Raw genomic sequence first — 26,060 nt, 5'->3', positions numbered from 1 at the left:
GCGCATCGAGAGGGTGCACATGGGCATGCTGCAATGCAGCATCAAAGGTCGCAGGGCAGCAAACCGGTGGCTGCATGGATCGGTTCCGCTTGGGATGCCCCTGTGACTCACATGTCGCACTGCGCCAATTCCCTCGACATCGCCCATGGGATAAGACATGTCACCCGACGCTGGGCCAAAGTGTCGTGCGCGGTCCGTCCTGCCCCGTGGTTCTCCCATGCGGTCAGCGGGCTTGACGCACGCGACGCCCCATCTCAGCTAACCGGCAGAGCCCTCGGTCACCGGGCTCTTCACCCGATCTTCGCAAAGGATCGGTAGAATTCGATACCAGACGACCATGGCCGGGCGCTCGCTCCAGGGCAGGCCAGGCCATAGGTAAGGTCAGCGATGGACGCCATGATGGAAGCCACCCCAGCCGATTCGTTCGGCCCCGGCATCTCGATTACCGGCCCGGAGATCGCCGGTCCCGCGCCGCGCCACCGCACGGTGGGCGTGACTGTTGGCGAGGGCGAGGGAGCGGTCACCGTCGGCGGTGGCGCTCCGGTCGTCGTCCAGTCGATGACCAATACCGACACGGCGGATATCGACGCCACCGTGGCGCAGGTCGCCGCCCTGTCGCGGGCGGGCTCCGAACTCGTGCGCATCACGGTCGACCGCGACGAGGCGGCCGCCGCCGTCCCGAAGATCCGTGACCGGCTCGCCCGCATCGGCGTTCACGTGCCGCTGGTGGGCGATTTCCACTATATCGGCCACAAGCTCCTCTCCGATCATCCGGCTTGTGCCGAGGCACTGGCCAAGTACCGGATCAATCCGGGCAATGTCGGTTTCAAGGAGAAGAAGGACACGCAGTTCTCGACCATCGTCGAGCAGGCGGTCCGCTACGGCAAGACCATTCGCATCGGCGCCAATTGGGGTTCCCTCGACGAGGCGCTGCTCACCCATCTGATGGACGAGAACGCCCGGTCCGCGCGTCCCATCGATGCCCGCGCCGTGATGCGCGAGGCCATGGTGCGCTCGGCATTGTCCTCGGCCCAGCGCGCCGAAGAGCTCGGTCTCCCCAAGAACCGGATCATTCTTTCGGCCAAGGTCTCGGCGGTGCAGGATCTGATCGCGGTCTACCGCGAAGTCGCCCGGCGCTCGGATTACGCGATCCATCTCGGCCTCACCGAAGCCGGCATGGGCTCGAAGGGGCTGGTGGCGGCCTCGGCGGCCATCGGCGTGCTTCTGCAGGAAGGCATCGGCGACACGATCCGTTATTCGCTGACGCCCGAGCCCGGCGGTGACCGGACCGTCGAGGTCAAGGCATCTCAGGAACTTCTGCAAACGATGGGCTTCCGCACCTTCGTGCCGATGGTCGCTGCCTGCCCTGGTTGCGGCCGCACCACCTCGACGACGTTCCAGGAACTCGCCCGCGACATCCAGAACTGGATCGTCACCTCGATGCCGGAATGGAAGAAGACCTATCCGGGCGTCGAAGGTCTGAACGTCGCGGTGATGGGCTGCATCGTCAACGGCCCTGGCGAATCGAAGCATGCCGATATCGGCATCTCGCTTCCCGGCACCGGAGAGACCCCCACCGCTCCGGTCTTCATCGACGGCAAGAAGGCGATGACCCTGCGCGGTGCCACGCTCGCCAAGGATTTCGAGACGGTGGTGATCGATTACATCGAGCGCCGTTTCGGCCAGGGTGCCCGCACCGCCGCCGAGTGAGATCCTCCGTCGTGAGGATTAGCGTCCCGCGTCGTGCAGCCGCGGGACGCATTCGCTCGACCTACCGCGGGAGAGGGTTTCTTGGTCACGGGTTCGTCGTTCTCGACCCCCTGCCCGCGTGATACGGATCTGGCATGCTTCGCGCAGGTCTCCTCCCCAGAGGTGTCCTGCGGAGATGCGCGCTCACTGATTTGGGTCGCCGGGCTGGCAGCGAGTTGCCGGGGCGAGGCGGGAGACAGGGCCTCCACGATCCGGATGGTCGCTAGGTCGGTCGCCAAGGTCCCTCGGTCGAAGTCCAGCGTAAAGCCAAGCCTCCTCGTTCGATTCCCTTTCCCGTCGCAGAAGCCTGATCACAGCGCATGACGCAAACCGCCACCCCGAGCGTACCCGGCGCTCAGCCCGACCCCGCGGCTCGTCCGGAGACAGGGCCAAGCGAGCATGGGCATGGGAAGACGAGCTTCTGGACGCTGGTCGTCGGCTCGGTCGGCGTCGTCTACGGCGATATCGGCACCAGCCCGCTCTACGCGTTCCGCGAGGCGCTCGGCCCGGCGAGGGCCGACGGCATCTTGCTGACCGAGGAAGTTCTCGGCACGACGTCGCTGATCCTCTGGGCGCTGCTGCTGATCGTCACGATCAAGTACGTCGTCATCCTGCTGCGTATGGACAATAACGGCGAGGGCGGCATCCTCTCGCTGATGGCATTGGCCCGCAAGGCGCTCGGCGGTTCGCGCATCGTGTTCATGCTCGGGCTGCTCGGCGCATCCCTGTTCTACGGCGACGCCGTCATCACGCCGGCCATCTCCGTGCTCTCGGCCGTGGAGGGGCTGAAGCTCGTCACCCCGGCCTTCGAGCATTACGTCCTGCCGATCACGGTGGCGATCATCTTCGCCCTGTTCATGGTCCAGAGCCGGGGGACCAGCAAGGTGGCGGCCTTCTTCGGCCCGATCATGGTGGTGTGGTTCCTGGCGCTGGGGCTCGCGGCCCTGCCGCACATCGTTTCGCGCCCGGAGGTCTTCCAGGCCTTCAATCCCTGGTACGCGCTGCACTACCTCCTCGGCCACGGCACCGGGGCCCTGGTGGCGCTGGGCGCGGTGTTCCTGGCGGTGACCGGCGCCGAGGCGCTGTTCGCCGATCTCGGGCATTTCGGACGCCGGCCGATCCAGGTGGCCTGGCTCGGCCTCGTGGCCCCGTGCCTGACCCTGAACTATCTCGGCCAGACGGCGCTGGTCCTCAACGCGCCGGACACGACCGACCCGTTCTACCAGCTCGTGCCCGAATGGGGCCTGCTGCCTATGGTGATTCTGGCGACCATCGCCACCGTCACCGCGAGCCAGGCTGTCATCACCGGTGCGTTCTCGCTGTCGCGCCAGGCGATCCAGCTCGGGCTGCTGCCGCGCCTTGAAATCCGCCACACGTCGGAATCGCATTCGGGCCAGATCTTCCTGCCGCAGGTGAACATTCTGCTGCTGATCGGCGTGGTGGTGCTGGCCGTGCTGTTCCGCTCCTCCTCGGCGCTGGCCTCCGCCTACGGCATCGCCGTGACGGGGACGATGCTGCTCACCGCGAGCATGGGCTTCATCGTGCTGTGGAAGTCGTGGAAATGGTCGCCGATCGCCGCCGCCGCCGCGATCATGCCGTTCATCGTCATCGAGTTCCTGTTCCTGCTCTCGAACATGCTCAAGGTGTTCGAAGGCGGCTACGTGCCCCTCGTGCTGGCCGGGATGCTCATCATCTTGATGTGGACCTGGGTGCGGGGCGTGAACATCCTGTTCAACAAGACCCGCAAGACCGACGTGCCGCTGCTCGAACTCGTCGGCATGCTGGAGAAGAGCCCGCCCCACCATGTGCGCGGCACGGCGGTGTTCCTCACCAGCGACCCGTCGATCGCTCCGGCGGCCCTGCTGCACAACCTCAAGCACAACAAGGTGCTGCACGAGAAGAACGTCATCCTGACGGTGGAGACCGTGGACACGCCGCGCTCCAGCGATGCGGATCGCATCCGCATGGAACCGATCGGCCCGCACTTCTCGAAGATCGTGATGAAGTTCGGCTACATGGAAACGCCGAACATCCCGCGGACGCTGACGCTCCTGAAGAAGCAAGGCTTCAAGTTCGACATCATGGCGACATCGTTCTTCCTGTCGCGCCGCTCGATCCGCCCGGCGGCACATTCCGGCATGCCGCTCTGGCAGGACCGGATCTTCATCACGCTGGCCAAGAACGCCAACGACGCCACCGACTTCTTCCAGATCCCCACCGGCCGTGTCGTGGAAGTGGGGACTCAGGTCACCGTCTGAACCGGCCGGGTCACGGCCTCGGCAGGTTGATGATGGGCGGCGGCGGGGGCGCTTCCGGGGCGAGCGCTGCCAGCGTCGCCGGGCTTTTGCCGGCCGAGCCTCTGGTAGCCGGACCCTGGGCATGAGCGACCCGCGTTGTCGTCGCCGGCTTCGGTGAGGTTTTGGAATGCGCTCCCTGGCTCACGGCCGCATGGGAGGTGGCGACGGCGCGACCCGGTTCAGCCTGGACTGCCTGGATCGCTGGAGCGGGCTGGGTGCCCGTCACCTCCGGTACGGCGGCGGCCACCGTTGCCACGGGAACGCTGGTGGGAGCCGAATTCGCGACGGCCTGGACCGATGCGGACGGGGCCGCCTCGGGCGCGGCGAGCGTCGGTGCGGCCGCATAGGCCAGGGCGGCCGGCGGGCGGGCCTGCTCCACGGCGCCGGGCTTGCGCTTCTCATAGAAGGCGTTGCCGCCGGCCACCGCTACGTAATGCATGTTGTTGTAGTGGAACGTGCGGCCCGCCGTGTGGAAGTACATGGCGCGACCGACCTTCGGGTGGCGCTGGCCGGCCAGGACCGCGTCGGCCGCGTCTGCGACCTTGGTCAGGTCCTTCTCCGCCATGGGCTTGGTGAGCACGCCGGTGGCGAATTGGCGGGGCTGGCCGACGACGGCGCAGATGCCGCCATTCGGGAAGGCGGCGGCTTCGAGGCGGTTCATCACCACCGTGCCGACGGCGAGCAGGCCCTCGGAATCGCTGCGGTTCGATTCGAAATACATGGCGCGGCCGAGGCAGTCGCGCTCTTGGTCGCTCACCGCCATGGGTTTGGCCGCGAGGCCCGGGCCGCCGAGGGAGCCGGTCGTGGTGGGGGAATTGCAGGCACCGAGGCCCATCGTCGTCATCAGCAGGACTCCGTAAAGTCCCGTCGTCGCCGATCGGGGATACCCCATGCCGTCTCGCTCCCGTCCGTTTCTCGAACGGTCTAGCTCGACGGCAAATGTGGTTTCTTTTCGGACACGGTTCGAATGACCGGGGCTTCTTCCCGCCGCTGTGGTCCTGAGGTCACGCCCGGCCTTCGTCGCCGATGCGGAACGGATGCCTACGTCAGAGCATGGGCAGGTGCTTCGGCTTGCGCCCAAGGGGAAAGGCGGCGTCGAGACGCTGCCGGTGGTTCTCCGTCAGGATCAGGTCACCGGCCGCGGCATTCTCCTCCACATGGGCGATTCGCGAAGCTTTCGGGATCGCCAGGACGGACGGCGACTGCGTCAGCGCCGCGAGCGCGACCTGCCGCTCCGTCGCCCCCGTTTCGGCGGCAATCTCCCCGAGGACGCGCCCGCCGGCCGAGTCCGGACCCGGAAAATCGTCGTGGCCGAATGGGCTGTAGGCGACCAATGCGACGCCATGCGCCTCGCACCAGGGCAGGACGGCATGTTCGATCGCCCGTTCCCCGAGATGGTAGAGAACCTGGTTGCAGGCGATGCGGCCCTCGCCGGCCACGGCGAGCGCGTCATCGAGGTCGGAGACGTCGAAGTTGCTGACGCCCCAGGAGAGCAGCTTGCCCTGCCGGATCAACCCCTCGAAGGCACCGATGGTCTCTTCCAGCGGGGTCCCACCCCGCCAGTGCAGGAGGTAGCTGTCGAGCCGGTCCGTCTTCAGGCGAGCCAACGAGCGTTCGCAGGCGGTGACGACGGATCGGGCCGAGGCATGGTTCGGCAACACCTTCGAGACGAGGAACACCTCGTCGCGCCGCCCCTCGATCGCCTCGGCCACGACGAGTTCGGCCTCGCCATACATCTCGGCGGTGTCGATATGGCTCATCCCGAGATCGAGGCCCCTCCGCAGGGCGGCGACGGCGTCGGGCCGGTGTGCCTCGTCGAGGTACCACGTGCCCTGTCCGATGACGGAGACGGGGCGTCCGGTCTGCCCGAAGGTTGTCTGCCGCATGCGGATCTCCCCTTCGAATAGCCCACGGCCGGATGCAGGTCCGGCCGTGCGGGTCCGTCTCAGGCCGTCAGAGTGCCGTGGCAGTGCTTGTACTTCTTGCCAGAGCCGCAGGGGCAGGGCTCGTTGCGCCCGACGCGGCCCCAGGTCGTGGCGTCGTTCGGGTCACGCTCGATGACCGCCGTGTCCGGGGAGAGCGCCTGCGCGGCATAGCCGTAGGCCGGGCCGCCGCCGCCATCGCTGCCCGTGCCGCGCCCGGCATAATCCATTTCGTTCTCGCCGGTGACGGGATCGAGATGCTGGGCGAACATGGAGGGCAGTTCCGGGCTGGCGAAGGGGTTCGCCCCCTGCGGCTCCTGCTCCTGATAGGTGATCTCGATACGGGCGAGTTGCTGGGTCACCTGCTCGCGCAGGCTGCCGACGAGACCGTTGAAGAGCTCGAACGCCTCGGACTTGTACTCGTTGAGCGGGTCGCGCTGGGCGAAGCCGCGCCAGCCGATCACCTGACGCAGGTGGTCGAGGGTCACGAGATGCTCGCGCCAGAGATGGTCGAGGGTCTGAAGCAGGACCTGCTTCTCGACATAGGTCATGACCTCGGGCGTGTTCTTCTCCGTGCGGGCGGCATAGGCCTCGTCGGAGGCGGTGCGCAGGCGGTCGCGCATTTCCTCGTCGGCGATGCCCTCTTCCTTGGCCCAATCCTCTACCGGCACGTCGAGGTTCAGCACCTCGGCGACGCGCAGGCGCAGGCCTTCGATGTCCCATTGTTCGGCATAGGCATTCTCGGGCACGTGGATGGCGACGAGATCGTCGACGACGCCGTGGCGCATCTCGTCCACGGTGTCGCGCACGCTGTCCTGGCCCATGAAGTCGCGGCGCTGCTCGAACACGACCTTGCGCTGGTCGTTCATGACGTTGTCGTACTTGAGCACGTTCTTGCGCATGTCGAAGTTGCGCGCCTCGACCTTCTGCTGCGCCTTCTCGATCGCCTTGTTGATCCAAGGGTGGATGATCGCCTCCCCCTTCTCCAGGCCGAGGCGGGTGAGCATCCCGTCCATGCGGTCGGAGCCGAAGATGCGCATCAGATCGTCCTGGAGCGACAGGTAGAATTTCGAGCGGCCGGGATCGCCCTGGCGGCCGGAGCGGCCGCGCAGCTGGTTGTCGATGCGGCGCGATTCGTGGCGTTCGGTGCCGATGATGTAGAGGCCGCCGGGGAGGGCCTTCTTGCGGCCGGCCGCGAGGTCGGCGGGCTCGCCCGAGGCCAGAACCTTGGCGCGGTTCTCCTCGATCTCGGCCTTGATCGCCGCGGCTTTCGCATCCCGCTCGGCGCCTTCGGGCACGCCCGCGAGCTCCTTCTCGAGACGCATCTCCAAGTTGCCGCCGAGTTTGATGTCGGTGCCGCGCCCGGCCATGTTGGTGGCGATGGTAATGGCGCCCGGCACGCCGGCCTCGGCCACGATATAGGCCTCCTGCTCGTGGAAGCGGGCGTTTAGCACGGCGAAGGTCTTGGTCACGCGGCCTTCGCGGGCGGCGGCGTAGACGTCGGTGAGCGCGTTCAGGTCGGAATAGTCGAGCTGGCGGAAGCCGGCCTTGGTCAGCATCTCGGCGAGGTGCTGCGACTTCTCGATGGAGCCGGTGCCGACCAGGATCGGCTGATGGCGCGCATGCGCCTTCTCGATCTCGGCGATGATGCCGTCGTACTTCTCGCCCACCGTCCGGTAGACCTCGTCGTCCTCGTCGACGCGCTCGACCTCCTTGTTGGTCGGGATGTCGACGACTTCGAGCTTGTAGATCTCGGCGAATTCATCGGCCTCGGTGGAGGCGGTGCCGGTCATGCCGGCGAGCTTGGAATAGAGCCGGAAGTAGTTCTGGAAGGTGATCGAGGCGAGCGTTTGGTTCTCGGGCTGGATCGTCACCCGCTCCTTGGCTTCGAGCGCCTGATGCAGGCCTTCCGAGTAGCGTCGGCCCTGCATCATGCGGCCGGTGAACTCGTCGATGATCACCACTTCGTCGTTCTTGACGATGTAGTCCTTGTCCAGGGTGAACAGGGTGTGGGCGCGAAGCGCCTGGTTCACGTGGTGGACGAGGCTGACATTGTGGGCGTCGTAGAGGTCACCCTCCTTCAGCAGGTCGGCGCCGCGAAGCAGATCCTCGATGAACTCGTTGCCGCTCTCGGTGAGCGAGACCGAGCGCTGCTTCTCGTCGAGGTCGTAATGCTCCTTCTCAAGATGGGGCATCAGCGCGTCGACGGAGACGTAGAGCTCCGAGCGGTCGTCCACGGGGCCGGAGATGATGAGCGGCGTGCGTGCCTCGTCGATCAGGATCGAATCGACCTCGTCGACGATCGCGAAATTGTGCCCGCGCTGCGACAGCTGCGAAAGCTCGTACTTCATGTTGTCGCGCAGGTAGTCGAAGCCGAACTCGTTGTTGGTGCCGTAGGTGATGTCGCAGGCATACGCGTCCCGGCGCTGCTCGTCATCGAGCCCGTGGACGATGGTGCCGACGGTGAGGCCGAGGAAGCGATAGACCCGGCCCATCCACTCCGCATCGCGAGAGGCGAGGTAGTCGTTCACCGTGACCACGTGCACGCCGAGGCCCGACAGGGCGTTCAGGTAGACCGGCAGCGTCGCCACCAGGGTCTTGCCTTCGCCGGTGCGCATCTCGGCGATGCCGCTCTCGTGAAGGACCATGCCGCCGATGAGCTGCACGTCGAAATGGCGCTGGCCGAGGGCGCGCTTGGCCCCTTCGCGCACGGTGGCGAAGGCGGGAACGAGGATATCGTCGAGGGTCTTCCCGGCCGCGAGCTCGGCCTTCAACATGTCCGTCCGGGCACGCAGGGCCTCGTCCGACAGGGCGGAGATCTCCGGCTCAAGGGCATTGATCTCGGCGACGCGGGGGCGATAGCCCTTGACGCGGCGATCGTTGGACGAGCCGAATATCTTCTTAGCGAGGGCGCCGAGCATCGTGAACCTGCGGTCGATCGGAATATCAGAAGGCGTGAGTTGGCCGGGCTTATAGAGGTAAATATTGTACGGCGCATCCGAAAGGGCGGACTGCCTTCAACTCCGAAAGCCGGTGAGCGCGCGGCCGACATGCTCGTCACCGGACGGCAGTCGATCTGCTAAAGCGCCAAAGCGGCTCTTTGGTTCTCGATGATGCGGACCAGAGCCAGGGCCGTGAGCTCCGAGGATTTCGGATTGGCCGGCAGGGCCTGATTCTCGATGCTCATGTCGAGGGTCCCGAAAGCGCCCGTCGCCTGAAGGCGATGTCCATTGCCGGTGGCGCGGGGATCCGCCACCAGGGCGATCCGCGTCCTGTCGAGGCCGATGCCGGCGAGCGCCGTGATGACAGCGACATTGGCGTTGGCCGGGAACAGCCGGGCTGCCTCCCGCGCCGTCCCTTCGAAGAAGGTCGTGGCCTCCGTCAGGCCATCGAGATCGATCCACTCTTCCGCCGGGGTGCCAATCCAGGCCACGGGCGGCTTGACGATGCGATGCGTCACCGAGTCCAACGGCAGGATCGATGCCGCAGCGAGGGCGTCGACGGCGGCGAGTGCGCCGGTGGGTACGAGGATCTGGCTTCCATGCGCCTCCGCAGCGGCGACGAGCCTGTCGAGAAGACCGGCCTCGCAGAAGGCGCTGGTCGACGAGACGGCGAAGCTCTCGGCGTGACGGAGCGCCACGAGGCCCCAGGGCTCCACCGCCGCCCGTCCGGCCGCTTCGATCACCATGTCGGGCTCGACCCCGGCTAGGGCAGCTGGTTCGGGGAGCCAGCGGATCCAGGCGGGAAGGTCGGCCTCATCGGGCCTCACTCGCGTCCCGACGCCGGCCAGGACGACGTCGCTGCCCCGAGCGTCGAGAAGGTGCGTCACCCGGCGCGCGATGGCTCCCCAGCCCACCAGGGCGATACGAAGCGGCCGACGGCGATCCGGCCGCGCCGCCGAAAGATTAGAGAGTAGAGACAAGGGCCGGTATCCCCACGACTGGCGAAGGCTGACGCGGCTCAACGCCCTGCTGCGCGATCTCAAGAAATCTTCGGTCGCGGGCCTGTCAAGCTTCCTGCCGGCCGCTGGACATACAGGCGTCAGTTGATCTCGCAGAAACCCATGCCCGTGCCGACGACGCGCTTGTCGGCGCACCATGTCGCGGCCGTGCGGATCTCCCTCGCCGCCGGCGCGGGGACTGGGAGGACGGGGCGCAAGGTCACGGCCCGTCCCGCTACGGTATCGTTCTCTGGCGCATGTGCACTGGAGCGGACGGGCCGCGACGCGCCGATTCCGGCACCCAGGGCAGCCGATCGGGCGGGAGTGATGGAGGGAGCCGGACGGGAGACCGAAACGGAGCGTCCGCCCTTGAAGCGGGCCTGCGCCGTCGTGATCGAGGCGGACAGGATGAGGCAAGCGGCGGTGATGATGACGCTGGTCCGCATGACACTCTCCCAGGAAGCCCGGAAAGGATGGCGCATGCGGGCTTAAGACCGCTTTATCGTGATCGGACGGATTCGCCCGAAACCCCACATGCGCTTGTCTTCCGCCCTTGCCCGCGCCACCTCTCGCCCACAGATGCCCGCGGCGTCCTGCCGCTCGCTGTTGCCACGTCTCCAACTTGGCCGGACAGAGCCTCATGGACGTGGCATCCACCTGTTCGAGGAATCCCCATTGATGACGACGCCTCTCCTTCTCCGGCGCTCGGGCGCCCTGGCGCTGGCCGTTGCGCTGCCCTTCGCCTCCGTGGCCTTGCCGCTGCAGGCCCTGGCGCAGACGCCGCCTGCTCCGGCTGCGGCTGCGGCTGCGGCGTCTGCCCCAGCCGCCCCGGCGTTGCCGCCCGAGACGGTGGTGGCCAAGGTGAACGGCTCGCCGGTCACCGCGGGCGATCTCGCCATCGCGGCCGAAGACCCGGCGCTGTCGCTGCCCGGCGTCGACGAGGCCCAGAAGAAGAACCTGCTCATCGATTACATGGTCGACCTCAAGGTCGGCGCGCAGGCCGCCGAGGCGGCCAAGGTCGGCGACTCGCCCGAGTTCCAGCGCAAGCTCGCTTATTTCAAGAGCAAGCTCCTCCTCGACGAATATCTGGAGCGCGAGGCCAAGAAGGCGGTGACGCCAGAGGCCGCCAAGGCGCTCTACGACCAGACCCTCACGACGATGAAGCCCGAGGAAGAGGCGCATGCCCGTCACATCCTCGTCGACAATGAAGAAGAGGCGAAGAAGATCTCGGCCCGGATCAAGGGTGGCGAGGACTTCTCCAAGATCGCGGCGGAAGTCTCGAAGGATCCGGGCTCGAAGACCGAGGGCGGCGATCTCGGCTGGTTCACCAAGGAGCGCATGGTCGCCCCCTTCGCGGAAGCCGCCTTCAAGCTCCCGGTCGGTCAGGTCTCCGACCCGATCAAGACACAGTTCGGCTGGCACGTGATCAAGGTCGAGGAGCGGCGCACCAAGCCGGTGCCGACCTTCGCCGAGATGAAGGAACAGGTGGACCAGTACCTGACCCGCAAGTCGCAGCAGGACCTCATCCTGAAGCTGCGCGAGAGCGCCAAGATCGAGCGCACCGATGCGGCCACGCCCGCCGCGGCGCCCAAGGCCCCCTGAAGTTCGGCTCCCTGACGTTCGGCTTCCTGAATCCGGACGGTCTGCGAAAACGAAGAAGGCCTGCCCCGGCACCGGGGCAGGCCTTCTTCTCGTCGATGCAGCGAGGAGGCGTCAGGCGATGTACTGGGCGCCGTTGATCGTCAGGGTCGAGCCGGTGATGAAGCCCGAATCTTCCGCCGCGAGATATTCCACCGCGCGGGCGATCTCCTCGGCCTCGCCGAGGCGGCCCACGGGGATGGTCGAGATGATCTTGTTGCGGATATCTTCCGGCACCGCCATCACCATGTCGGTGGCGATATAGCCCGGCGCGATCACGTTGACGGTGATGCCCTTCGAGGCGCTTTCCTGGGCCAGCGCCTTGGCGAAGCCGATCACGCCGGCCTTGGCGGCCGAGTAGTTGGTCTGGCCGGCCTGGCCCTTCTGGCCGTTGATCGACGAGATCAGGATGATGCGGCCGAAATTGCGGGCGCGCATGCCCTCGATGACGGGGCGGGTGCAGGTGAACATCGAATCGAGGTTGGTCTTGATGACCGCCTGCCACTTCTCGAAGGTCATCTTGTGGAACGCGCCGTCGCGGGTGATTCCGGCATTGTTCACGAGGATGTCGATGGGGCCGACTTCGGCTTCGACGGCCTTGATGCCGGCTTCGCAGGCGGCGGCGTCGCCGACGTCGAACTTGAAGACCGGGATGCCGGTCTCGGCCTTGAAGGCGTTGGCGGCCTCGTCGTTGCCGCCGTAATTCGCGGCGACCTTGTAGCCCTTGGCCTTGAGGCCCGCCGAGATGGCGGCACCAATGCCGCGCGTTCCGCCGGTGACGAGGGCGATGCGTTCCTGAGCCATGGCTTCCTCCAATTTTCTTGACGTCTGATGGATCGTGACGTGCAATTTCTTGCACATGAGCGGGACGGCCGGGGCTTAGCGCACCCGTGTCCTTCCGCCCATTCCATTTAAATTTGCTGCGCCCTCAAGAATTCTCCTGGACGATGTCCAAGGTTTTTGTCGGGGGCGCAGCCGTTATACTGTATTCAATCGTGCCGGAACGCTTCAGGTGCGCTCGATGCACATGGCGACGCCCATTCCGCCGCCGATGCAGAGGGTGGCGAGACCCTTCTTGGCGTCGCGACGCTTGAGCTCGTGCAGCAGCGTGACGAGGACGCGGGCGCCGGACGCGCCGATCGGGTGGCCGATGGCGATGGCGCCGCCATTGACGTTCACCTTGTCGGTGTCCCAACCCATGTCCTTGTTCACGGCCAGCGCCTGGGCGGCAAAGGCCTCGTTGGCCTCGATGAGATCGAGGTCGGAGGGCTTCCAGCCGGCCTTGTCCAGCGCCTTGCGCGAGGCCGGGATCGGGCCGGTGCCCATCACCTTCGGGTCGACGCCGGCGGTGGCCCAGGACACGATCCGGGCCAGCGGCGTGATGCCCCGGCGCTCGGCTTCCGAGGCCGACATGAGCACGATGGCGGCAGCGCCGTCGTTGAGGCCGGACGCGTTGGCGGCCGTCACGGTGCCGTCCTTCGAGAAGGCGGGCTTGAGCTTGGCCATCGCCTCCACGGTGGCGCCGTCACGGATGTACTCGTCGGTGTCGACGATGGTGTCGCCCTTGCGCCCGGGGACGGTGACGGGGACGATCTCGTCCTTGAAGCGGCCTTCCTTGCGGGCGGCCTCGGCCTTGTTCTGCGACTTCGTCGCGAACTCGTCCTGCTGCTCGCGGGTGAGCTGGAAGGCCTGGGCCACGTTCTCGGCGGTGGTGCCCATGTGGTAGCCGTTGAAGGCGTCCCAGAGGCCGTCCTTGATCATGGTGTCGACGAGCTTCACGTCGCCCATCTTCTGGCCGCCGCGCAGGTATTGCGCGTGGGGGGAGAGCGACATCGATTCCTGACCGCCGGCCACGATGACCGTCGCGTCGCCATTGGCGATCTGCTGCATGCCGAGGGCGACGGTGCGCAGGCCCGAGCCGCAGACCTGGTTGACGCCCCAGGCGGTGGCCTTCTCGGGGATGCCGGCCTTGATGGCGGCCTGGCGGGCCGGGTTTTGGCCGGCGCCGGCGGTGAGGACCTGGCCGAAGATCACTTCGTCCACGTCGTCGGGGGAGACGCCGGCGCGATCCAGGGCGGCCTTGATCGCAATGGCGCCGAGCTCATGGGCCGGGACGGTGTTGAAGGCACCTCCGAACGAACCCACGGCGGTGCGCGCCGCTCCGACGATGACGATGTCTTCCGCTGCCATTGACGTTCTCCTCTGGGTAGCCCGCGCGACGTTGAAGCCCTCCGATGGGCATGCGCACTTAAGGCCAACTGAAGCGATGAAAGCGCTGGGCAAGGTGAAGTCAAGCGCGTGCGGAAGCTCGGCGAGGGAGTCGGCGAGTGACCTGCCGGTCTTTGTTACCGAAGGCGTCGCGCGGCGTGTGGCACTATTCTGCGGGGATCAGGACCAAATTGCTGTTTTCGTCGGCGGGCGAAAGCCTTAAGGTCCGCTTACGCGCAGTGATAAATGATACCCGGACGGCGCATCGGGCCTCGAAGGGATTGGGCGCTGGAATGAATGTGTCGGGAAAGGCCACGAGGATGGCGGAGAACGGTAAGTCGCAGCAAACCGTTATCAAGAAATACGCGAACCGGCGTCTGTACCATACCGGAACCTCGACCTACGTCACCCTCGAAGACCTCTCGACGATGGTGCAGAACGGGGAGGATTTCCTCGTCTATGATGCCCGTTCCGGCGACGACATCACCCGCTCCGTCCTGACCCAGATCATCTTCGAGCAGGAGAACAAGGCGGGCGAGGACAACCTGCTGCCGGTGGCCTTCCTTCGCCAGCTCATCCGCTTCTATGGCGACAGCATGCGGACCATGGTGCCGAGCTTCCTCGAATTCTCCATGGCGAATTTCGCCCGCGACCAGGACGGCCTGCGCGAGAAGATGAACCAGAGCTTCGCCCCCTCGGTGTTCCAGAGCGCCATGGAGGAGCAGGTGCGGGCCAATATGAGCTTCTTCGGCGATGCCATGAAGATGTTCACCACCTTCGGCACGGGGCCGCTCTCCGGCATGAAGACCTCCGCATCGGCGCCGACGCCGACCCAGCCATCGAGCGCGGCTCCCGCGCCCGACAGCGACCTCGACGAGTTGAAGCGGCAGATGGCGGAGATGCGGAACCGTCTGGAAGATCTCGCCAAGAAGTAGCTCGGCGGCGCAAATAACCAATCGCCGATTTCGTTCTGAAGGAATGCTGACGAAACGTTAACGTCGGCCCGCACGTTGCGCTTTTCTGCCCATCACAGGCGGAAAGGCGATAAGTGTCACAGAACGGCACGGGAAAGCGCCCCAAAACGGGACAGTCGGTCCCCGAGGGGGATCGAGAGACGGCGCGGACGCTCGTGGTCGTCGATGGCGGCGAGGCAGTCTCACGCAGGTCGAGCGCTACCTATGGCAGGCCGAACGCCGAGTTTCTGACCCAGCTTCTCATCAGCGGCGACCCGGCCATGCGTGCCTCCCGCACGGAGCGTATGCGCTCCGCCACGGCGCGCTACGCCGAGACGACGCGGATCGGCACGGGCCGGCGTCGCGCCTGACGTATCGGGGCAGGCAACGCAAAAAACCGCCCGAAGGCGGTTTTCGCAAGACAGAGTTTCATGACGTCGTTTCGTCCCGGTCCTTATCGGACCGATGACGGAGCGAAGAATCAGGCCTCGGCCGACTTCACCTTGAGGACCTGGCGACCGCGGTACATGCCGGTCTTCAGATCGATGTGGTGGGGACGACGCAGCTCGCCCGAATCCTTGTCGGCGACATAGGTCGGAGCCTTGAGGGCGTCGGCGGACCGGCGCATGCCGCGCCGCGAGGGGGAGGTCTTTCGCTTCGGAACGGCCATGGGGTAGTCCTGCTACGGCAAAAAGGGTGCACGGGCGCCGCCCCGCGAGGGAAGAGGCAACCTCGGCACCGTGTTCAAACGGAGATTCGATGGCGGGTGTATAGCGATACATCGGCCGTCTGGCTAGAGCCGCCCGAGGTCGGACGTCCGGAAAAAGGAACCGCCGATCCTGCGGGGAGGCTGCCGGTCCGGACTCGCCGGAAGGTTCACCGGTCTGTGAAGTCCCGTTAAGCGCCGGTTCAACCGTCGCACTTCACTTTGCAGATACGGTGACGCCTCGTCGAAGACTGCGCCGCCACATCCCGGGAGATTGCCGTGACTTCATCTCGCATGACCACATCTCTGCTCCGCACTCTGGCCGTGCTCGGCTGCCTCGTGGCGGCTCCCGCCCTTGCCCAAGCACCGAGCCCGTCGACGCCCTCGACGTCCACCCCTCCCACCGTTGCACCGAAGGCTCCGACAGCTCCGGCCGCCCCGGCTAAGCCCACGGCGGACAAGCCCGTCGCTCCCGTCACGCCATCGGCCAAGGTCGATCTCATCGACCTGAACAGCGCCTCGGTGGCGGAACTTGAAGCCCTGCCCGGTATCGGTGCGGCGCGCTCCGCAGCGATCGTCAAGGGCCGGCCCTATCACGGCAAGGACCAGCTCGTGTCGAAGAAGATCCTCACACAGGGCGTCTATGACGGGATTAAAGACAAGGTCATCGCCAAGCAGAAGTAGCCGCCCGGCTCGATGACCCGGCGTTCGTCCGGCGCCGGGTTGTTCGCGGGCAGGCGCGGTGTTACGCGGCCGGGGTAGCGATTGCCCCGCCAGAAGACACAGAACCGATGCCTCCTCAGCCCATCATCCGCGTCCATCGCGGCGATCTCCCGGCCGATTACGTGCCGGGCGCGGCCATCGCCATCGATACCGAGACGTTGGGTCTCAATCCGCATCGTGATCGGCTCTGCGTCGTCCAGATCTCGCGCGGCGACGGCAGTGCCGATGTCGTGCAGATCGTACCTGGCTCGAGCCCGCCCGAAATACTCAAGCGCGTGCTGGCCGATCCGGCTGTGACGAAGATCTTCCATTTCGCCCGGTTCGACCTCGCCGTGCTGTTCAGGGCCTTCGGCGTGATGCCGGCCCCCGTCTACTGCACCAAGGTCGCCTCCAAGCTCGCCCGCACCTATACCGACCGGCACGGCCTCAAGGACGTGGTCCGCGAACTCGTGGGCGTCGACCTATCGAAGCAGCAGCAATCCTCGGATTGGGGCGCCGAGTCCCTGAGCCAGGCGCAGGTGGAGTATGCGGCCTCCGATGTGCTGCATCTGCATGCAGCGCGCGCCCGCCTCGATGCGATGCTCGCCCGCGAAGGGCGCACGGATCTCGCGCGGAACTGTTTCGACTTCCTGCCGACCCGCTCCCTCCTCGATCTCGAAGGCTGGGCCGAGACCGACATCTTCGCCCACACCTGATCGGGCACGCGCATGCCGCAGGAGGGTGTGCAGGGGACGGTGCGGCGGCGCACATCGACCGTGCCCCTGCGACCCCGTGCGGTTGATGATTCCTCAATGCTCCGCCCATAAGGTTGTTGCACGGCCACAACTTCGCCATCGGCCGCGCGCATCCGGCGCTCGACATGGTTGACGCTGGCAGGCACGGCTCAGCACATGATTGACGGGATGTGGCATGTTGCAGGGTGCAACGTGCCGGTGTCTCATCGGATCGGTCAGGCGAAGCGGCTCGGATCATCACCATGCACGGGGTCGACGCCATCCACGCGACGGGGACGACGGGATCGGGAGCCGATGCGCGCCGCAACCGCGCTCATAAGCGGGCTCGCAACCACAGTACGCAGGTTCGCTACCTGCGCCGCCTCATTCCTCTCTCTGCCGGTGCGGCGATTCTCGCCCTCGTCGTGGGGACGCTGTTCAACCCCTTCGGCACCGTCCTGCCGGCCGTCACCATGGGGCCGGTCACCCTGTCGGGCACCAAGGTCAAGATGGAGAACCCGCGTCTGTCCGGTTTCCGGAAGGACGATCGGGGCTACGAGGTCATCGCCACGGCCGCCTTCCAGGACGTGCGCAAGCCGACTTTGATCGAACTGCAGGCGATGAAGGGCCATCTCGTCACCGACGATTCCGGCGGGCTCGCCCATATGGAAGCCGCCTCGGGCCTGTTCGATTCGGCACGCGAGACCCTGGTTCTCGAACGCGACATCAAGCTCTGGACCGACAAGGGCGAGGATATCCGTCTCCTCACCGCCGCCATTGATTTCAAGGCCGGGACGGTGAAGTCCGACCAGGCCGTCGCTGTGACGCTTCCCACCGGGACGGTGGCCTCCGACGGCCTCGACATGGTCGATAACGGCCGCGTCATCTCCTTCATCGGCAACGTCCACGCGGTGTTCCACGGATCGGACAAGGCCGAGGGCGCCGGCTCCGAGAGCAAGCCAGACGTGAAATCGCCGCGCATCCTCACCTCCGCCGCCGAACCGCAGGATGGGGAGGCACGCCGGTGAACCGTTCCACGCTGGTCTCCACCCTCGCCCTCTGCGGCCTCCTCGCGGCGGGGAATGCAGTGGCGCAGATTCCGTCCGGCACGTCTCCGGCGCCTGCTGCGAAGGCGAACAAGCCGACCGCTCCCGGGAGCACCTTCGGCGCGAGCGGTGGCAAGGACCCCGTGAAGATCGACGCGGACCGGCTCGACGTGTTCGACCGGGAGAACAAGGCGATCTTCGCCGGCAACGTCGTGGCCGTGCAGGGCGACAGCACCATCCGCTGCTCGACGATGACGGTGCATTACAAGCGCGGCAAGGATGCCAAGCCCGGGGCACCCGCGCCTGCCGCCGATGGCGCCAAATCCCCAGCCGGTATGGCCGAGAACGGTATCCAGAAGGTGGAATGCGCTGGCCCTGTCACCGTGGTGCAGAACGATCAGGTCGCCACCGGAGACAATGCCGTATTCGACCAGGAGGCCAAGCGCATCGTGCTCACCGGCAATGTCGTGCTGAGCCAGTGCCAGAACGTCACCCGCGGCAGCCGCCTCGTCTACGACATGAATACCGGCCGGGCGAACATGGACCCGGTGGCCGGCGGCCGCGTCTCCGCGATGTTCGTGCCGCAGAAGGAGGAAGCCGCCAAGGGCGGGGCCAAGGGCTGCGCCCAGCCGGCGAGCGCTGCGGGCAAGCCAGCACCCAAGCCTTCCGAAGCCAGCGCGGACAAGCCTGCCGCGAAACCGAGAGCGCAGGCCAATTGACCTCCGCTCTGCCGCTGGCCTCGGTGCCGGATCCGATCAGCCCGCGAATCGCCGGGTCCGTCTCAGACGGAGCCGGGCGTGCGCCGTCGCTCCTGTCGCGCCTCTTCGGCCGCGGTAAGGGACGGCCGGCGGCCGGGGAGACGGGCCTGTCCGGGAATGGCGGCGGTCCGGGCATCCTCCACGTCGAGGGCCTCCGCAAAAGCTATGGCGCGCGTACCGTGGTCCACGAGGCTGGGCTGACCGTGCGCAACGGAGAGGCCGTGGGCCTGCTCGGCCCCAATGGCGCGGGCAAGACCACGATCTTCTACATGATCACCGGACTGGTCTCGGCCGATCGCGGCTCGATCAGTCTTGACGGCCTGCCGATCACCCACCTGCCGATGTATCAGCGGGCCCGTCTCGGCATCGGCTATCTGCCGCAGGAAGCCTCGATCTTTCGCGGCCTGTCGGTGGAGGACAATATCCGCGCGGTGCTCGAAGTGGTGGAGCCGAACCGCAAGGAGCGCGAGCGCAAGCTCGATTCGCTGCTCGAGGAATTCGACATCGCGCGCCTGCGCAAATCACCCTCGATCGCGCTTTCGGGCGGGGAGCGCCGCCGTTGCGAGATCGCCCGCGCGCTGGCGACCTCTCCGAGCTTCATGCTCCTCGATGAGCCCTTCGCCGGCATCGACCCCATCGCGGTGGGCGACATCCAGGATCTGGTGAAGCACCTGAAGCAGCGCGGGATCGGCGTTCTCATCACCGACCATAACGTGCGCGAGACGCTGGGCCTCATCGACCGCGCCTATATCGCCCATTCCGGCCGCATCCTCACCGAGGGTACGCCGGCCGAGATCGTTGCCAATGAGGATGCGCGGCGTCTCTATCTCGGCGAGGATTTCCGCCTTTAGGTCCTCGCTGGCTAGTAGGGTCCAAGGACCGCGAAGCTTCGCGCGACTCGCACGACCTGATTCATTCCAGATGTGACATGCGGTGAGACGAGGCGACCGCGATGCTGCGTTGCCGCCTCGCGGATGGCCCGAGGCAACGGATGCCTCCCGGCCTCAGCCGGTACCCTTCCACCCACTGCCTATTTTGTCGCCAAACTTCATGCCTTCTTTGGAGTGCATGCGTTTTGTGCATGTTGTTTCAGCGAGCCGGCAATGTCGCTCGCGAGGCGATGGCTTTTTGACGTGGAATATCAGAGCCTTGGGTTTGTCCGGGCCGGACAGGGACTACTCTGAGCTATCCGCTTCGATGTTGCGCTGCGGCAAGTCCAGGGGAATCACGCACTTCGCGCTTTGACGGCAGGGCGAGATGGCGATAGACATATGCGAAGAGAAAAAGAAGCAATATTCATGCCGAGTGGCGTAGGGGTTCTGTGCCTGCCCTCGGCTGGGCTCACCTGAAGGCGTCGGGGCAACACCATGAGTTTGCTGCAGCGACTGGAAATGCGTCAGGGCCAAGCCCTGGTGATGACGCCACAGCTTCTCCAGGCGATCAAGCTTCTTCAGCTCTCCCAGATCGACCTCGCCACCTATGTCGACGCCGAACTCGAGCGAAACCCGCTGTTGGAGCGCGTCGAAGGCGATGCGGACGGTGAGCGCGTAGGCACGGAGCCGGCCGTGGACGCCTCGGGCGACGGCGAGGGGGATTTCGATTCGTCCGAGCCGGACAACTGGATGGCGACCGAGCTCACCGCCAGCGGTGCCGAGATGGAGAGCGTCCTCGACACCCGCCTCGACAACGTCTTTTCCGACGAGAATCCCAGCCATGCCCGCGAGGCCGCGTCCGGCGACATGCTGTCTCTGACACCTGCGCCCTACGGCAATACCGGCGGCAGCTTCGATGGAGAGGCGCCGGATTTCGAGGCGACCCTGACCTCGGAAGTCTCTCTCCGCGAGCATCTCAGCGCGCAGCTCGATCTCGCCACGCGCGACCCGGGCGACCGGCTGATCGCCGGCTTCCTCATCGATGCGGTGGACGATGCCGGCTACATGCGCGAATCCATCGACGAGGTGGCCGAGCGCCTCGGCGCCAGCCTCGATTCGGTGGCGCGGATGCTGAAGCTGATCCAGACCTTCGATCCGCCGGGAATCGCCGCCCGCGATCTCGCCGAATGCCTGAGCCTGCAGCTGCGCGAACGGGACCGGTTCGATCCGGCGATGCAGGCGCTGGTCTCCCGCCTCGACCTCGTGGCCAAGCGCGATTTTCCGAGCCTGCGCCGTCTCTGCGGCGTCGACGACGAGGACCTCGTGGACATGCTGGCCGAGCTGCGCCGTCTCGATCCCAAGCCCGGCCGGGCCTTCGGCTCGCGCGCCGTGGAGGTTCTTATCCCCGACGTGTTCGTGCGGGCTGCCTCCGACGGGTCCTGGCTCGTGGAACTCAACGCCGAGGCGCTGCCCCGCGTGCTGGTGAACCAGAGCTACTATGCCCGCGTCTCGCGCGGCGCGTCGGCCGAGGGCGACAAGGCGTTCCTGTCCGAATGCCTGCAGACCGCCAACTGGCTCACCCGAAGCCTGGAGCAGCGGGCGCGGACCATCCTCAAGGTCGCCTCCGAGATCGTGCGCCAGCAGGATGCGTTCTTCGTCAACGGAGTGGCCCATCTGCGGCCCCTCAACCTCAAGACGGTCGCCGAGGCCATCGGCATGCATGAATCCACCGTCTCGCGGGTCACCTCCAACAAGTCGATCGGCACCAGCCGCGGCACGCTGGAGATGAAGTACTTCTTCACCGCCGCCATTCCGGGGGCCGCGGGCACGGCCTCGCATTCCTCCGAAGCCGTGCGCCACCGGATCAAGCAGCTCGTGGACGGCGAGGCGGCCAGCGACGTGCTCTCGGACGATGCGCTGGTGCAGAAGCTCCGCGACGAGGGCATCGACATCGCCCGTCGCACGGTGGCGAAATACCGGGAATCGTTGCGTATCCCGTCCTCGATCGAGCGTCGCCGCGAGCATTTCGCCTACGCCCGCTGAGGCGCGGTCCGCGAAGCGCGGAGCCGATCCCGCAACCGCGTGCGGCGCACCCCGCGGAGCCGGCTTTCCATTCCGTTGACTTCTCTCCCCGACGCTCCTTTACTCACCTGCCGAACGTCGAAAAACCGGAGGATACATGGGGTCATTGCGTGTCACAGGCCATGGCCTGGACCTTGGCGAAGCCCTTCGCGGGCGCGTCGAAGAGCGAATGGCCGGGACCTTGTCGAAGTATCTCGACAGCCACATGAACGGCACCTGCTCCGGCCATGTGACGCTTCGACGGGACGGCACGGCCTACCGCACGGATTGCGTGCTCCACCTCGTTTCCGGCCTCACCCTCGAAGCCTCGGGCGCCTCGCATGACCCGCATTCGAGTTTCGAGCAGACCGCCGACAAGCTCGAGAAGCGCCTGAAGCGCTACAAGCACCGCCTCAAGGATCATGGCGCTGCCCTGCACGAGGGAGCGACGGTCCAGGCGGCCTATGCGGTGTTCCAATCGCCGAGCGAGCTGGACGGGGACGACCTCGAGGACGAGGCGGATCAGGAAGACGAGGCGCATCCTCCCGTGGTGGCCGAGAGCACCAAGACGCTGAAGCGTCATTCGGTGAGCGAGGCAGTGACGGCCCTCGACCTCACCGGCGCCCCTGTGATCGTGTTCGTTCATGCTGGCACCGGACGGATCAACGTCGTATACCGCCGCAGTGACGGAGCGATCGGATGGGTGGACCCACCCGACGCGGCATCCTGATCGATCGGCCCGGAGCGGAGATTCTTCTTCGGAGAAAGCCGGTCCGTGACGAGAGGCCGAATGGCCGTCCGGGATGCGTGATCCCGGCTGGCTATCCGGCCTAAGGGCCGTTAGTCGACCATCGGCCGTTTCCGGATGCGTGGGAACCACGCATCCGTAGCGCTATTTCAAATGAGCGGCGTCCATTTGGCCGTCGCCGATGGGGCGACTGTCCTTATCATGCCAGTTCTGGAATTCCTCAGTCCAGATTCCGTGGTGACCTCTCTGCGCGCTCGCGCGAAGAAGCAGATCCTCCAGGAATTGAGCGCCCATGCGGTGCGCCAGCTTCCCGCGCTCGACGAGCGCGAGGTGTTCGAAACTCTGCTTCAGCGTGAGCGCCTGGGGTCTACCGGCATCGGCGACGGTGTCGCGATTCCCCACGGCAAGCTTCCGGGGCTCGACCGCCTGTTCGGCCTCGTCGCCCGCCTGGAGCGTCCGGTGGATTTCGAGTCGCTGGATGGCCAACCCATCGATATCGCCTTCCTCCTGCTCGCTCCGGAAGGGGCAGGGGCCGAGCACCTCAAGGCGCTCGCCCAAGTGGCGCGGCTGCTGCGGGAGCCGGGCATGCTGGAGCGGATCCGCGCGGCGCGGGATTCCAGCGCGCTCTATTCTCTACTGACTCAGACGACGAAATCCGAAGCGGCATGAAACGCGTGAATTTGGATAAGTGCCGGTCTTCGGCGGCTGCCGCCGTCGCGTGTGCCATCCTGTGGGGCGCGCCCGCCCATGCCGATGTCGCGTGCGCGCGCGACGTCCTCGTTGCCAATTCGATGCAGCGCCAAGCCATCGACCAGCTCGAACAGGCCGATGGTGACGATGCCAACCGGTGCCGCGTCTGGCGCCGGCACGTGGAGACCATGCGCCGGGTCTCGAGCGTCTACGGCCGCTGCCTCTCCGGAGCGGAGCGGGCCGCCAAGCTCAACGAAGTGCAGACCTCGGAGAAGGATTTCTCGGGGCTCATTCGGACTCGCTGCCGCGGTCTTTGAAGACACGACCACGCACAGGCGGTTGATGCCCGCCGATTGACTCAGGGGCGAGGCATCGGCTGTCCTCGTCCACACCGCCATGCTTTTCGCCCGCCTCTCCGACGACCTGTTCAAGCCGCTCGCCTCGCCGAGCCGGGCTTTCAACGCGGCCCTGCTGCTGCATCTGCATGCGCGCGTCTTCGCAGAGACTACCGAACCTCTGCGCAAGAGCGAGTTGCTCGCCTCCATCGGCGATTTTTCCGCCGACTGGTCCCAGGGCGAGATCGCCGACGACGATGCCACGCCGGCCGATCCGATCGAGCGCCGCTCCGCGGTCTATCGGCGTCTCCTGGAGGCCGGCTGGCTCGTGGAGCGGCGCGAGCGCTACGTGCCGGTGGTCGATCTCGACCCCGATGCCCGCCACGTCATCGAGGAACTGGCGCGTATCGATCGGGGCGAGACCCGCTCCTATGGCGGCGCCGTGCTCGAAGTGCTGGGCAGTCTCGAGAGTGCCGTGGCCAACCCGGCCGAGCGTTCGGAGGCCCTGGTCAACGCCGCCAAGGCGTCCCGCGCCTTCCTCGGACACCTGCGCAGCCTCGCGGGCTCCATGCGCAAGATCGAGGAGCGCATCCTGCGCGAGGAGGACCAGGGTACGGCGTTCCGGCTCTATTTCGAGGAGTTCGTCGCGCGCCACCTCGTCAGTGACTACCGTACCCTTCACACACGACTGAACCCGTTCCGCTTCCGCTCCGGCATCGTCCGGGAGGCCGGACGGGCGTTGCGCGACCCCCTCACCATCCGGGCCCTCGCCGAAGCGGGACTGCGTGAGGGGCGGGCCGCCGACCTTCCCCTCGCCGAGCGGGCGGTGCGGCGCGACCTCGCGGAGATCCTGTCGATCTTCGAGGGGCTCGACCGGCATCTCGACAGCGTCGCCGACATCGTCGCCCGGCTGGAGCGCCGGATCGCCGCGTCCCTGCGCTACACGGATCACCGCGATTCCGACCGGATCGAGCGCACGGCGGCGGCGCTACGGGTGGTGGGGGCTGCCGAATGGTCGGATTCGGCGCCCCTCGCCCAGGTCTCGCTGCTGCGTCCGCCGATCGGGGAGCCTCATTTCTATACGCCTCGGATGAGGCGGACAGCGATCCTGTCCGAGCCCCTGCCGGAGATCCATCTCGACCCGGCGATCGAGGCCTTCATCCTCGCCAAGGACGCCTTCCGCCAGCGGGTGATGGTGACGCCCGAGCGCGTCATCGCCTTCGTCGAGCGCAAGCTCGGGACGAACCCCGCCATCCGCGGATCCGAGATCGTCGTGGCGGATGTGGACGAGTTCGTGGTGTTCCAGCGTCTGCGCGAGATCGACGTGCTGTTCGACGGGCTCCTCAACGATCGCTACCGCCTCACCCGTGTCGCGGGCCGTGTCTCCAACGGCTGGCTCGATTGTCCGGATTTCATGGTGGAGCGGTCGTCCCCGCCCCCAACACGCGGGCCAGCGAGCGCGGGCGAACGGCGACCGCGGAGATAAGACCCCGCGCGTCGTCCCGTTCGGTGGGGAGGACCGAATGTTTGCGTGCATTGCACAATTGTCGTGACAGACGAGATGTCATCACAAACGTGTCAGTGCCCTTGGCAGACTTGAAGAGTCGGATCATCCTCTTGGTATACCCGCATCTAAGCGGGACTGATAAGGAGGTTAGCCCATGAGTACCGGCAAGTGCTTGATCAAATCCGCCTGGATCGCCGTCGAGGTGGGGAAAGAGCGAACCGAGAGGGTTCTCGTCGTCGAGACCTACATCGCCGTCAGCCCGCTGGAGCGGAATTTCGACGGTGACCGTTATTCCAAGGTGGTGGAGGAGGTGCAGCGCGTGCTCTCCCAGAACCCCTCCATCGACCGTGCCTCGATCCTGAGCATGCATCGCGACACGGAATGCCTGTCGTTGTTCAAAGCCTCCCCGGCGAAAGCCGCGTGAGGAAGCGGGTTTTGTGTCGCGAGGGCGATCCGAGTAACGAGGCGGGGTGACGGGGCGCCGTGTCCCGCTCGACCGGACCGTCTGAATGATCGAGGCCTTCCGCGCCATCGTCGATGGCGACGAGCCACCGCCTCCGGGTGCCCGTGCACCGTCCGAGGAGGATCTCATCCGCGCGCTTCAAGTCGTGCTGAAGAGCCAGTGCCTCTATGCCGATACGCCCGGTATCGGCCGGTCCTACGAGATCGCCCGGTATTACGCACCGTTCTTCAAAAGCTATTTTGCCTGTCTCGGCTACTCGTTCGAGGTCTCGCCCCGCGACCAGATGGTGTTCCTGCGCGTGCCCGCCGACGGCGTACGCCATGACGGGCAGGCCGAGCGCCTGCGCAAGGACGAGACCCTCGTGCTACTGGCCCTGCGCCTCGCCTATGAGGAAGGGCTTCGGGAACACCGCGTCACCACCGACGGTGTCGTGGAATGTACCACCGATGACATCGCCGAATCGATCCGCACCGCCGCCCGCAGCGAGGCGCCGGAAGAAGCGCGCCTCACGGAGATCCTGCGCCTTTTCGCCCGCAAGGGTGCCCTTCGCCTGGGCGAGCGCGACAAGGTCGAGAAGATCACGCCGCTGATGATCCTTCCCGGTGTCGCGGTGCTCTCACCCGATTCCTGGATGGAGCAGGTCCGCGCCTGGGCAGCGGCGCGAATGGACGATGACGGCTGAGCCCGATCAAGGGCGGCATCCACATCGGGGTTAAGATTTCACATGAAAC

24 protein-coding genes and 1 pseudogene are annotated in these 26,060 nt (G+C 66.2%); 17 read left to right on the top strand and 8 right to left on the bottom strand.

Translation table 11 applies throughout. From position 1 onward, the window contains the following. Positions 1–396 precede the first annotated feature (396 nt). Together ispG and ASF32_RS01895 are read left to right on the top strand one after the other, a co-directional pair. A complete protein-coding gene (gene ispG, locus ASF32_RS01900; RefSeq protein WP_156467640.1) occupies positions 397–1,710 on the top strand; it encodes a flavodoxin-dependent (E)-4-hydroxy-3-methylbut-2-enyl-diphosphate synthase in 1,314 nt (437 codons plus the stop codon). A gap of 359 nt (positions 1,711–2,069) precedes the next feature. Beyond that, positions 2,070–4,007, top strand: a complete 1,938-nt coding sequence (locus ASF32_RS01895) for a potassium transporter Kup (protein WP_056422786.1) — start codon at positions 2,070–2,072, stop codon at positions 4,005–4,007. 433 nt (positions 4,008–4,440) lie between these two features. On the opposite strand, the pseudogene ASF32_RS26255 reads toward ASF32_RS01895, so the two are convergent. The 5 genes and pseudogenes from ASF32_RS26255 to ASF32_RS01870 form a co-directional block, all read right to left on the bottom strand. Next, positions 4,441–4,890: pseudogene (locus ASF32_RS26255) on the bottom strand (cell wall hydrolase); the annotation flags it as partial. Between the two features lie 202 nt (positions 4,891–5,092). Beyond that, positions 5,093–5,932: an aldo/keto reductase gene (locus ASF32_RS01885; protein WP_056422781.1), complete on the bottom strand. Its 840-nt coding sequence runs from the start codon at positions 5,930–5,932 to the stop codon at positions 5,093–5,095. Positions 5,933–5,991: 59 nt separating this feature from the next. Then, positions 5,992–8,889, bottom strand: coding sequence for a preprotein translocase subunit SecA (gene secA / locus ASF32_RS01880; RefSeq protein WP_056422778.1), 2,898 nt, complete (start codon positions 8,887–8,889; stop codon positions 5,992–5,994). A 158-nt stretch (positions 8,890–9,047) separates the two neighbouring features. Beyond that, a complete protein-coding gene (locus ASF32_RS01875; protein ID WP_056422775.1) occupies positions 9,048–9,890 on the bottom strand; it encodes an aspartate dehydrogenase in 843 nt (280 codons plus the stop codon). 119 nt (positions 9,891–10,009) lie between these two features. Then, positions 10,010–10,354, bottom strand: a complete 345-nt coding sequence (locus ASF32_RS01870; RefSeq protein ID WP_156467639.1) for a hypothetical protein — start codon at positions 10,352–10,354, stop codon at positions 10,010–10,012. A 232-nt stretch (positions 10,355–10,586) separates the two neighbouring features. Between ASF32_RS01870 and ASF32_RS01865 the strand changes: the two genes are divergently transcribed. Continuing rightward, complete coding sequence (locus tag ASF32_RS01865) at positions 10,587–11,510, top strand: peptidylprolyl isomerase (RefSeq protein ID WP_056422769.1); 924 nt, start codon at positions 10,587–10,589, stop codon at positions 11,508–11,510. 111 nt (positions 11,511–11,621) lie between these two features. On the opposite strand, the gene phbB is transcribed toward ASF32_RS01865, so the two are convergent. Together phbB and ASF32_RS01855 are read right to left on the bottom strand one after the other, a co-directional pair. Next, positions 11,622–12,350 carry an acetoacetyl-CoA reductase gene (gene phbB / locus ASF32_RS01860; RefSeq protein WP_056422767.1) on the bottom strand — a complete coding sequence of 243 codons (729 nt, stop codon included), beginning with the start codon at positions 12,348–12,350 and terminating at the stop codon, positions 11,622–11,624. Between the two features lie 204 nt (positions 12,351–12,554). Beyond that, complete coding sequence (locus ASF32_RS01855) at positions 12,555–13,736, bottom strand: acetyl-CoA C-acetyltransferase (protein ID WP_056422764.1); 1,182 nt, start codon at positions 13,734–13,736, stop codon at positions 12,555–12,557. A 338-nt stretch (positions 13,737–14,074) separates the two neighbouring features. On the opposite strand from ASF32_RS01855, the gene phaR reads away from it, so the two are divergent. Further along, positions 14,075–14,689 (top strand): polyhydroxyalkanoate synthesis repressor PhaR, encoded by a 615-nt coding sequence (phaR, locus tag ASF32_RS01850; RefSeq protein ID WP_056423315.1) that lies wholly within the window; start codon positions 14,075–14,077, stop codon positions 14,687–14,689. Positions 14,690–14,802: 113 nt separating this feature from the next. Continuing rightward, positions 14,803–15,078: a hypothetical protein gene (locus ASF32_RS01845; RefSeq protein ID WP_056422760.1), complete on the top strand. Its 276-nt coding sequence runs from the start codon at positions 14,803–14,805 to the stop codon at positions 15,076–15,078. Positions 15,079–15,188: 110 nt separating this feature from the next. On the opposite strand, the gene rpmF is transcribed toward ASF32_RS01845, so the two are convergent. After that, the gene (gene rpmF, locus ASF32_RS01840) at positions 15,189–15,377 is read right to left on the bottom strand and encodes a 50S ribosomal protein L32 (protein ID WP_018046018.1); all 189 of its coding nucleotides are present in this window, start codon (positions 15,375–15,377) and stop codon (positions 15,189–15,191) included. 330 nt (positions 15,378–15,707) lie between these two features. On the opposite strand from rpmF, the gene ASF32_RS01835 reads away from it, so the two are divergent. From ASF32_RS01835 to ASF32_RS01780, 12 genes are all read left to right on the top strand, one after another. Further along, positions 15,708–16,097: a helix-hairpin-helix domain-containing protein gene (locus ASF32_RS01835; protein ID WP_056422757.1), complete on the top strand. Its 390-nt coding sequence runs from the start codon at positions 15,708–15,710 to the stop codon at positions 16,095–16,097. Positions 16,098–16,204: 107 nt separating this feature from the next. After that, entirely contained in the window at positions 16,205–16,831 is a 627-nt protein-coding gene (locus ASF32_RS01830) for a ribonuclease D (protein ID WP_056422754.1), read from the top strand. A gap of 281 nt (positions 16,832–17,112) precedes the next feature. Then, positions 17,113–17,877 carry a hypothetical protein gene (locus tag ASF32_RS01825; RefSeq protein ID WP_056422751.1) on the top strand — a complete coding sequence of 255 codons (765 nt, stop codon included), beginning with the start codon at positions 17,113–17,115 and terminating at the stop codon, positions 17,875–17,877. Beyond that, the gene (locus ASF32_RS01820) at positions 17,874–18,614 is read left to right on the top strand and encodes an LptA/OstA family protein (protein ID WP_156467638.1); all 741 of its coding nucleotides are present in this window, start codon (positions 17,874–17,876) and stop codon (positions 18,612–18,614) included. The genes ASF32_RS01825 and ASF32_RS01820 overlap by 4 nt, the downstream gene beginning before the upstream one ends. A 47-nt stretch (positions 18,615–18,661) precedes the next feature. Then, positions 18,662–19,504 (top strand): LPS export ABC transporter ATP-binding protein, encoded by an 843-nt coding sequence (gene lptB, locus ASF32_RS01815; protein ID WP_056423310.1) that lies wholly within the window; start codon positions 18,662–18,664, stop codon positions 19,502–19,504. A gap of 516 nt (positions 19,505–20,020) precedes the next feature. Continuing rightward, complete coding sequence (rpoN, locus tag ASF32_RS01810; protein WP_082470598.1) at positions 20,021–21,568, top strand: RNA polymerase factor sigma-54; 1,548 nt, start codon at positions 20,021–20,023, stop codon at positions 21,566–21,568. Between the two features lie 136 nt (positions 21,569–21,704). Continuing rightward, complete coding sequence (raiA, locus tag ASF32_RS01805; protein WP_056422745.1) at positions 21,705–22,316, top strand: ribosome-associated translation inhibitor RaiA; 612 nt, start codon at positions 21,705–21,707, stop codon at positions 22,314–22,316. A 219-nt stretch (positions 22,317–22,535) separates the two neighbouring features. Then, the gene (gene ptsN / locus ASF32_RS01800; RefSeq protein ID WP_056423307.1) at positions 22,536–23,003 is read left to right on the top strand and encodes a PTS IIA-like nitrogen regulatory protein PtsN; all 468 of its coding nucleotides are present in this window, start codon (positions 22,536–22,538) and stop codon (positions 23,001–23,003) included. Next, positions 23,000–23,341, top strand: coding sequence for a hypothetical protein (locus ASF32_RS01795; protein ID WP_056422741.1), 342 nt, complete (start codon positions 23,000–23,002; stop codon positions 23,339–23,341). Before ptsN ends, ASF32_RS01795 begins: the two co-directional genes overlap by 4 nt. A gap of 79 nt (positions 23,342–23,420) precedes the next feature. Then, positions 23,421–24,845, top strand: coding sequence for a Wadjet anti-phage system protein JetA family protein (locus tag ASF32_RS01790; protein ID WP_056422738.1), 1,425 nt, complete (start codon positions 23,421–23,423; stop codon positions 24,843–24,845). A 175-nt stretch (positions 24,846–25,020) separates the two neighbouring features. Then, positions 25,021–25,290: a hypothetical protein gene (locus ASF32_RS01785; protein ID WP_056422735.1), complete on the top strand. Its 270-nt coding sequence runs from the start codon at positions 25,021–25,023 to the stop codon at positions 25,288–25,290. Positions 25,291–25,375: 85 nt separating this feature from the next. Next, positions 25,376–26,011: a DUF4194 domain-containing protein gene (locus ASF32_RS01780; protein ID WP_056422732.1), complete on the top strand. Its 636-nt coding sequence runs from the start codon at positions 25,376–25,378 to the stop codon at positions 26,009–26,011. Positions 26,012–26,060: the final 49 nt, after the last annotated feature.

This window comes from Methylobacterium sp. Leaf91, assembly GCF_001422815.1.
Lineage (GTDB): Bacteria > Pseudomonadota > Alphaproteobacteria > Rhizobiales > Beijerinckiaceae > Methylobacterium.
This window is presented reverse-complemented; position numbering and strand designations above follow the sequence as displayed.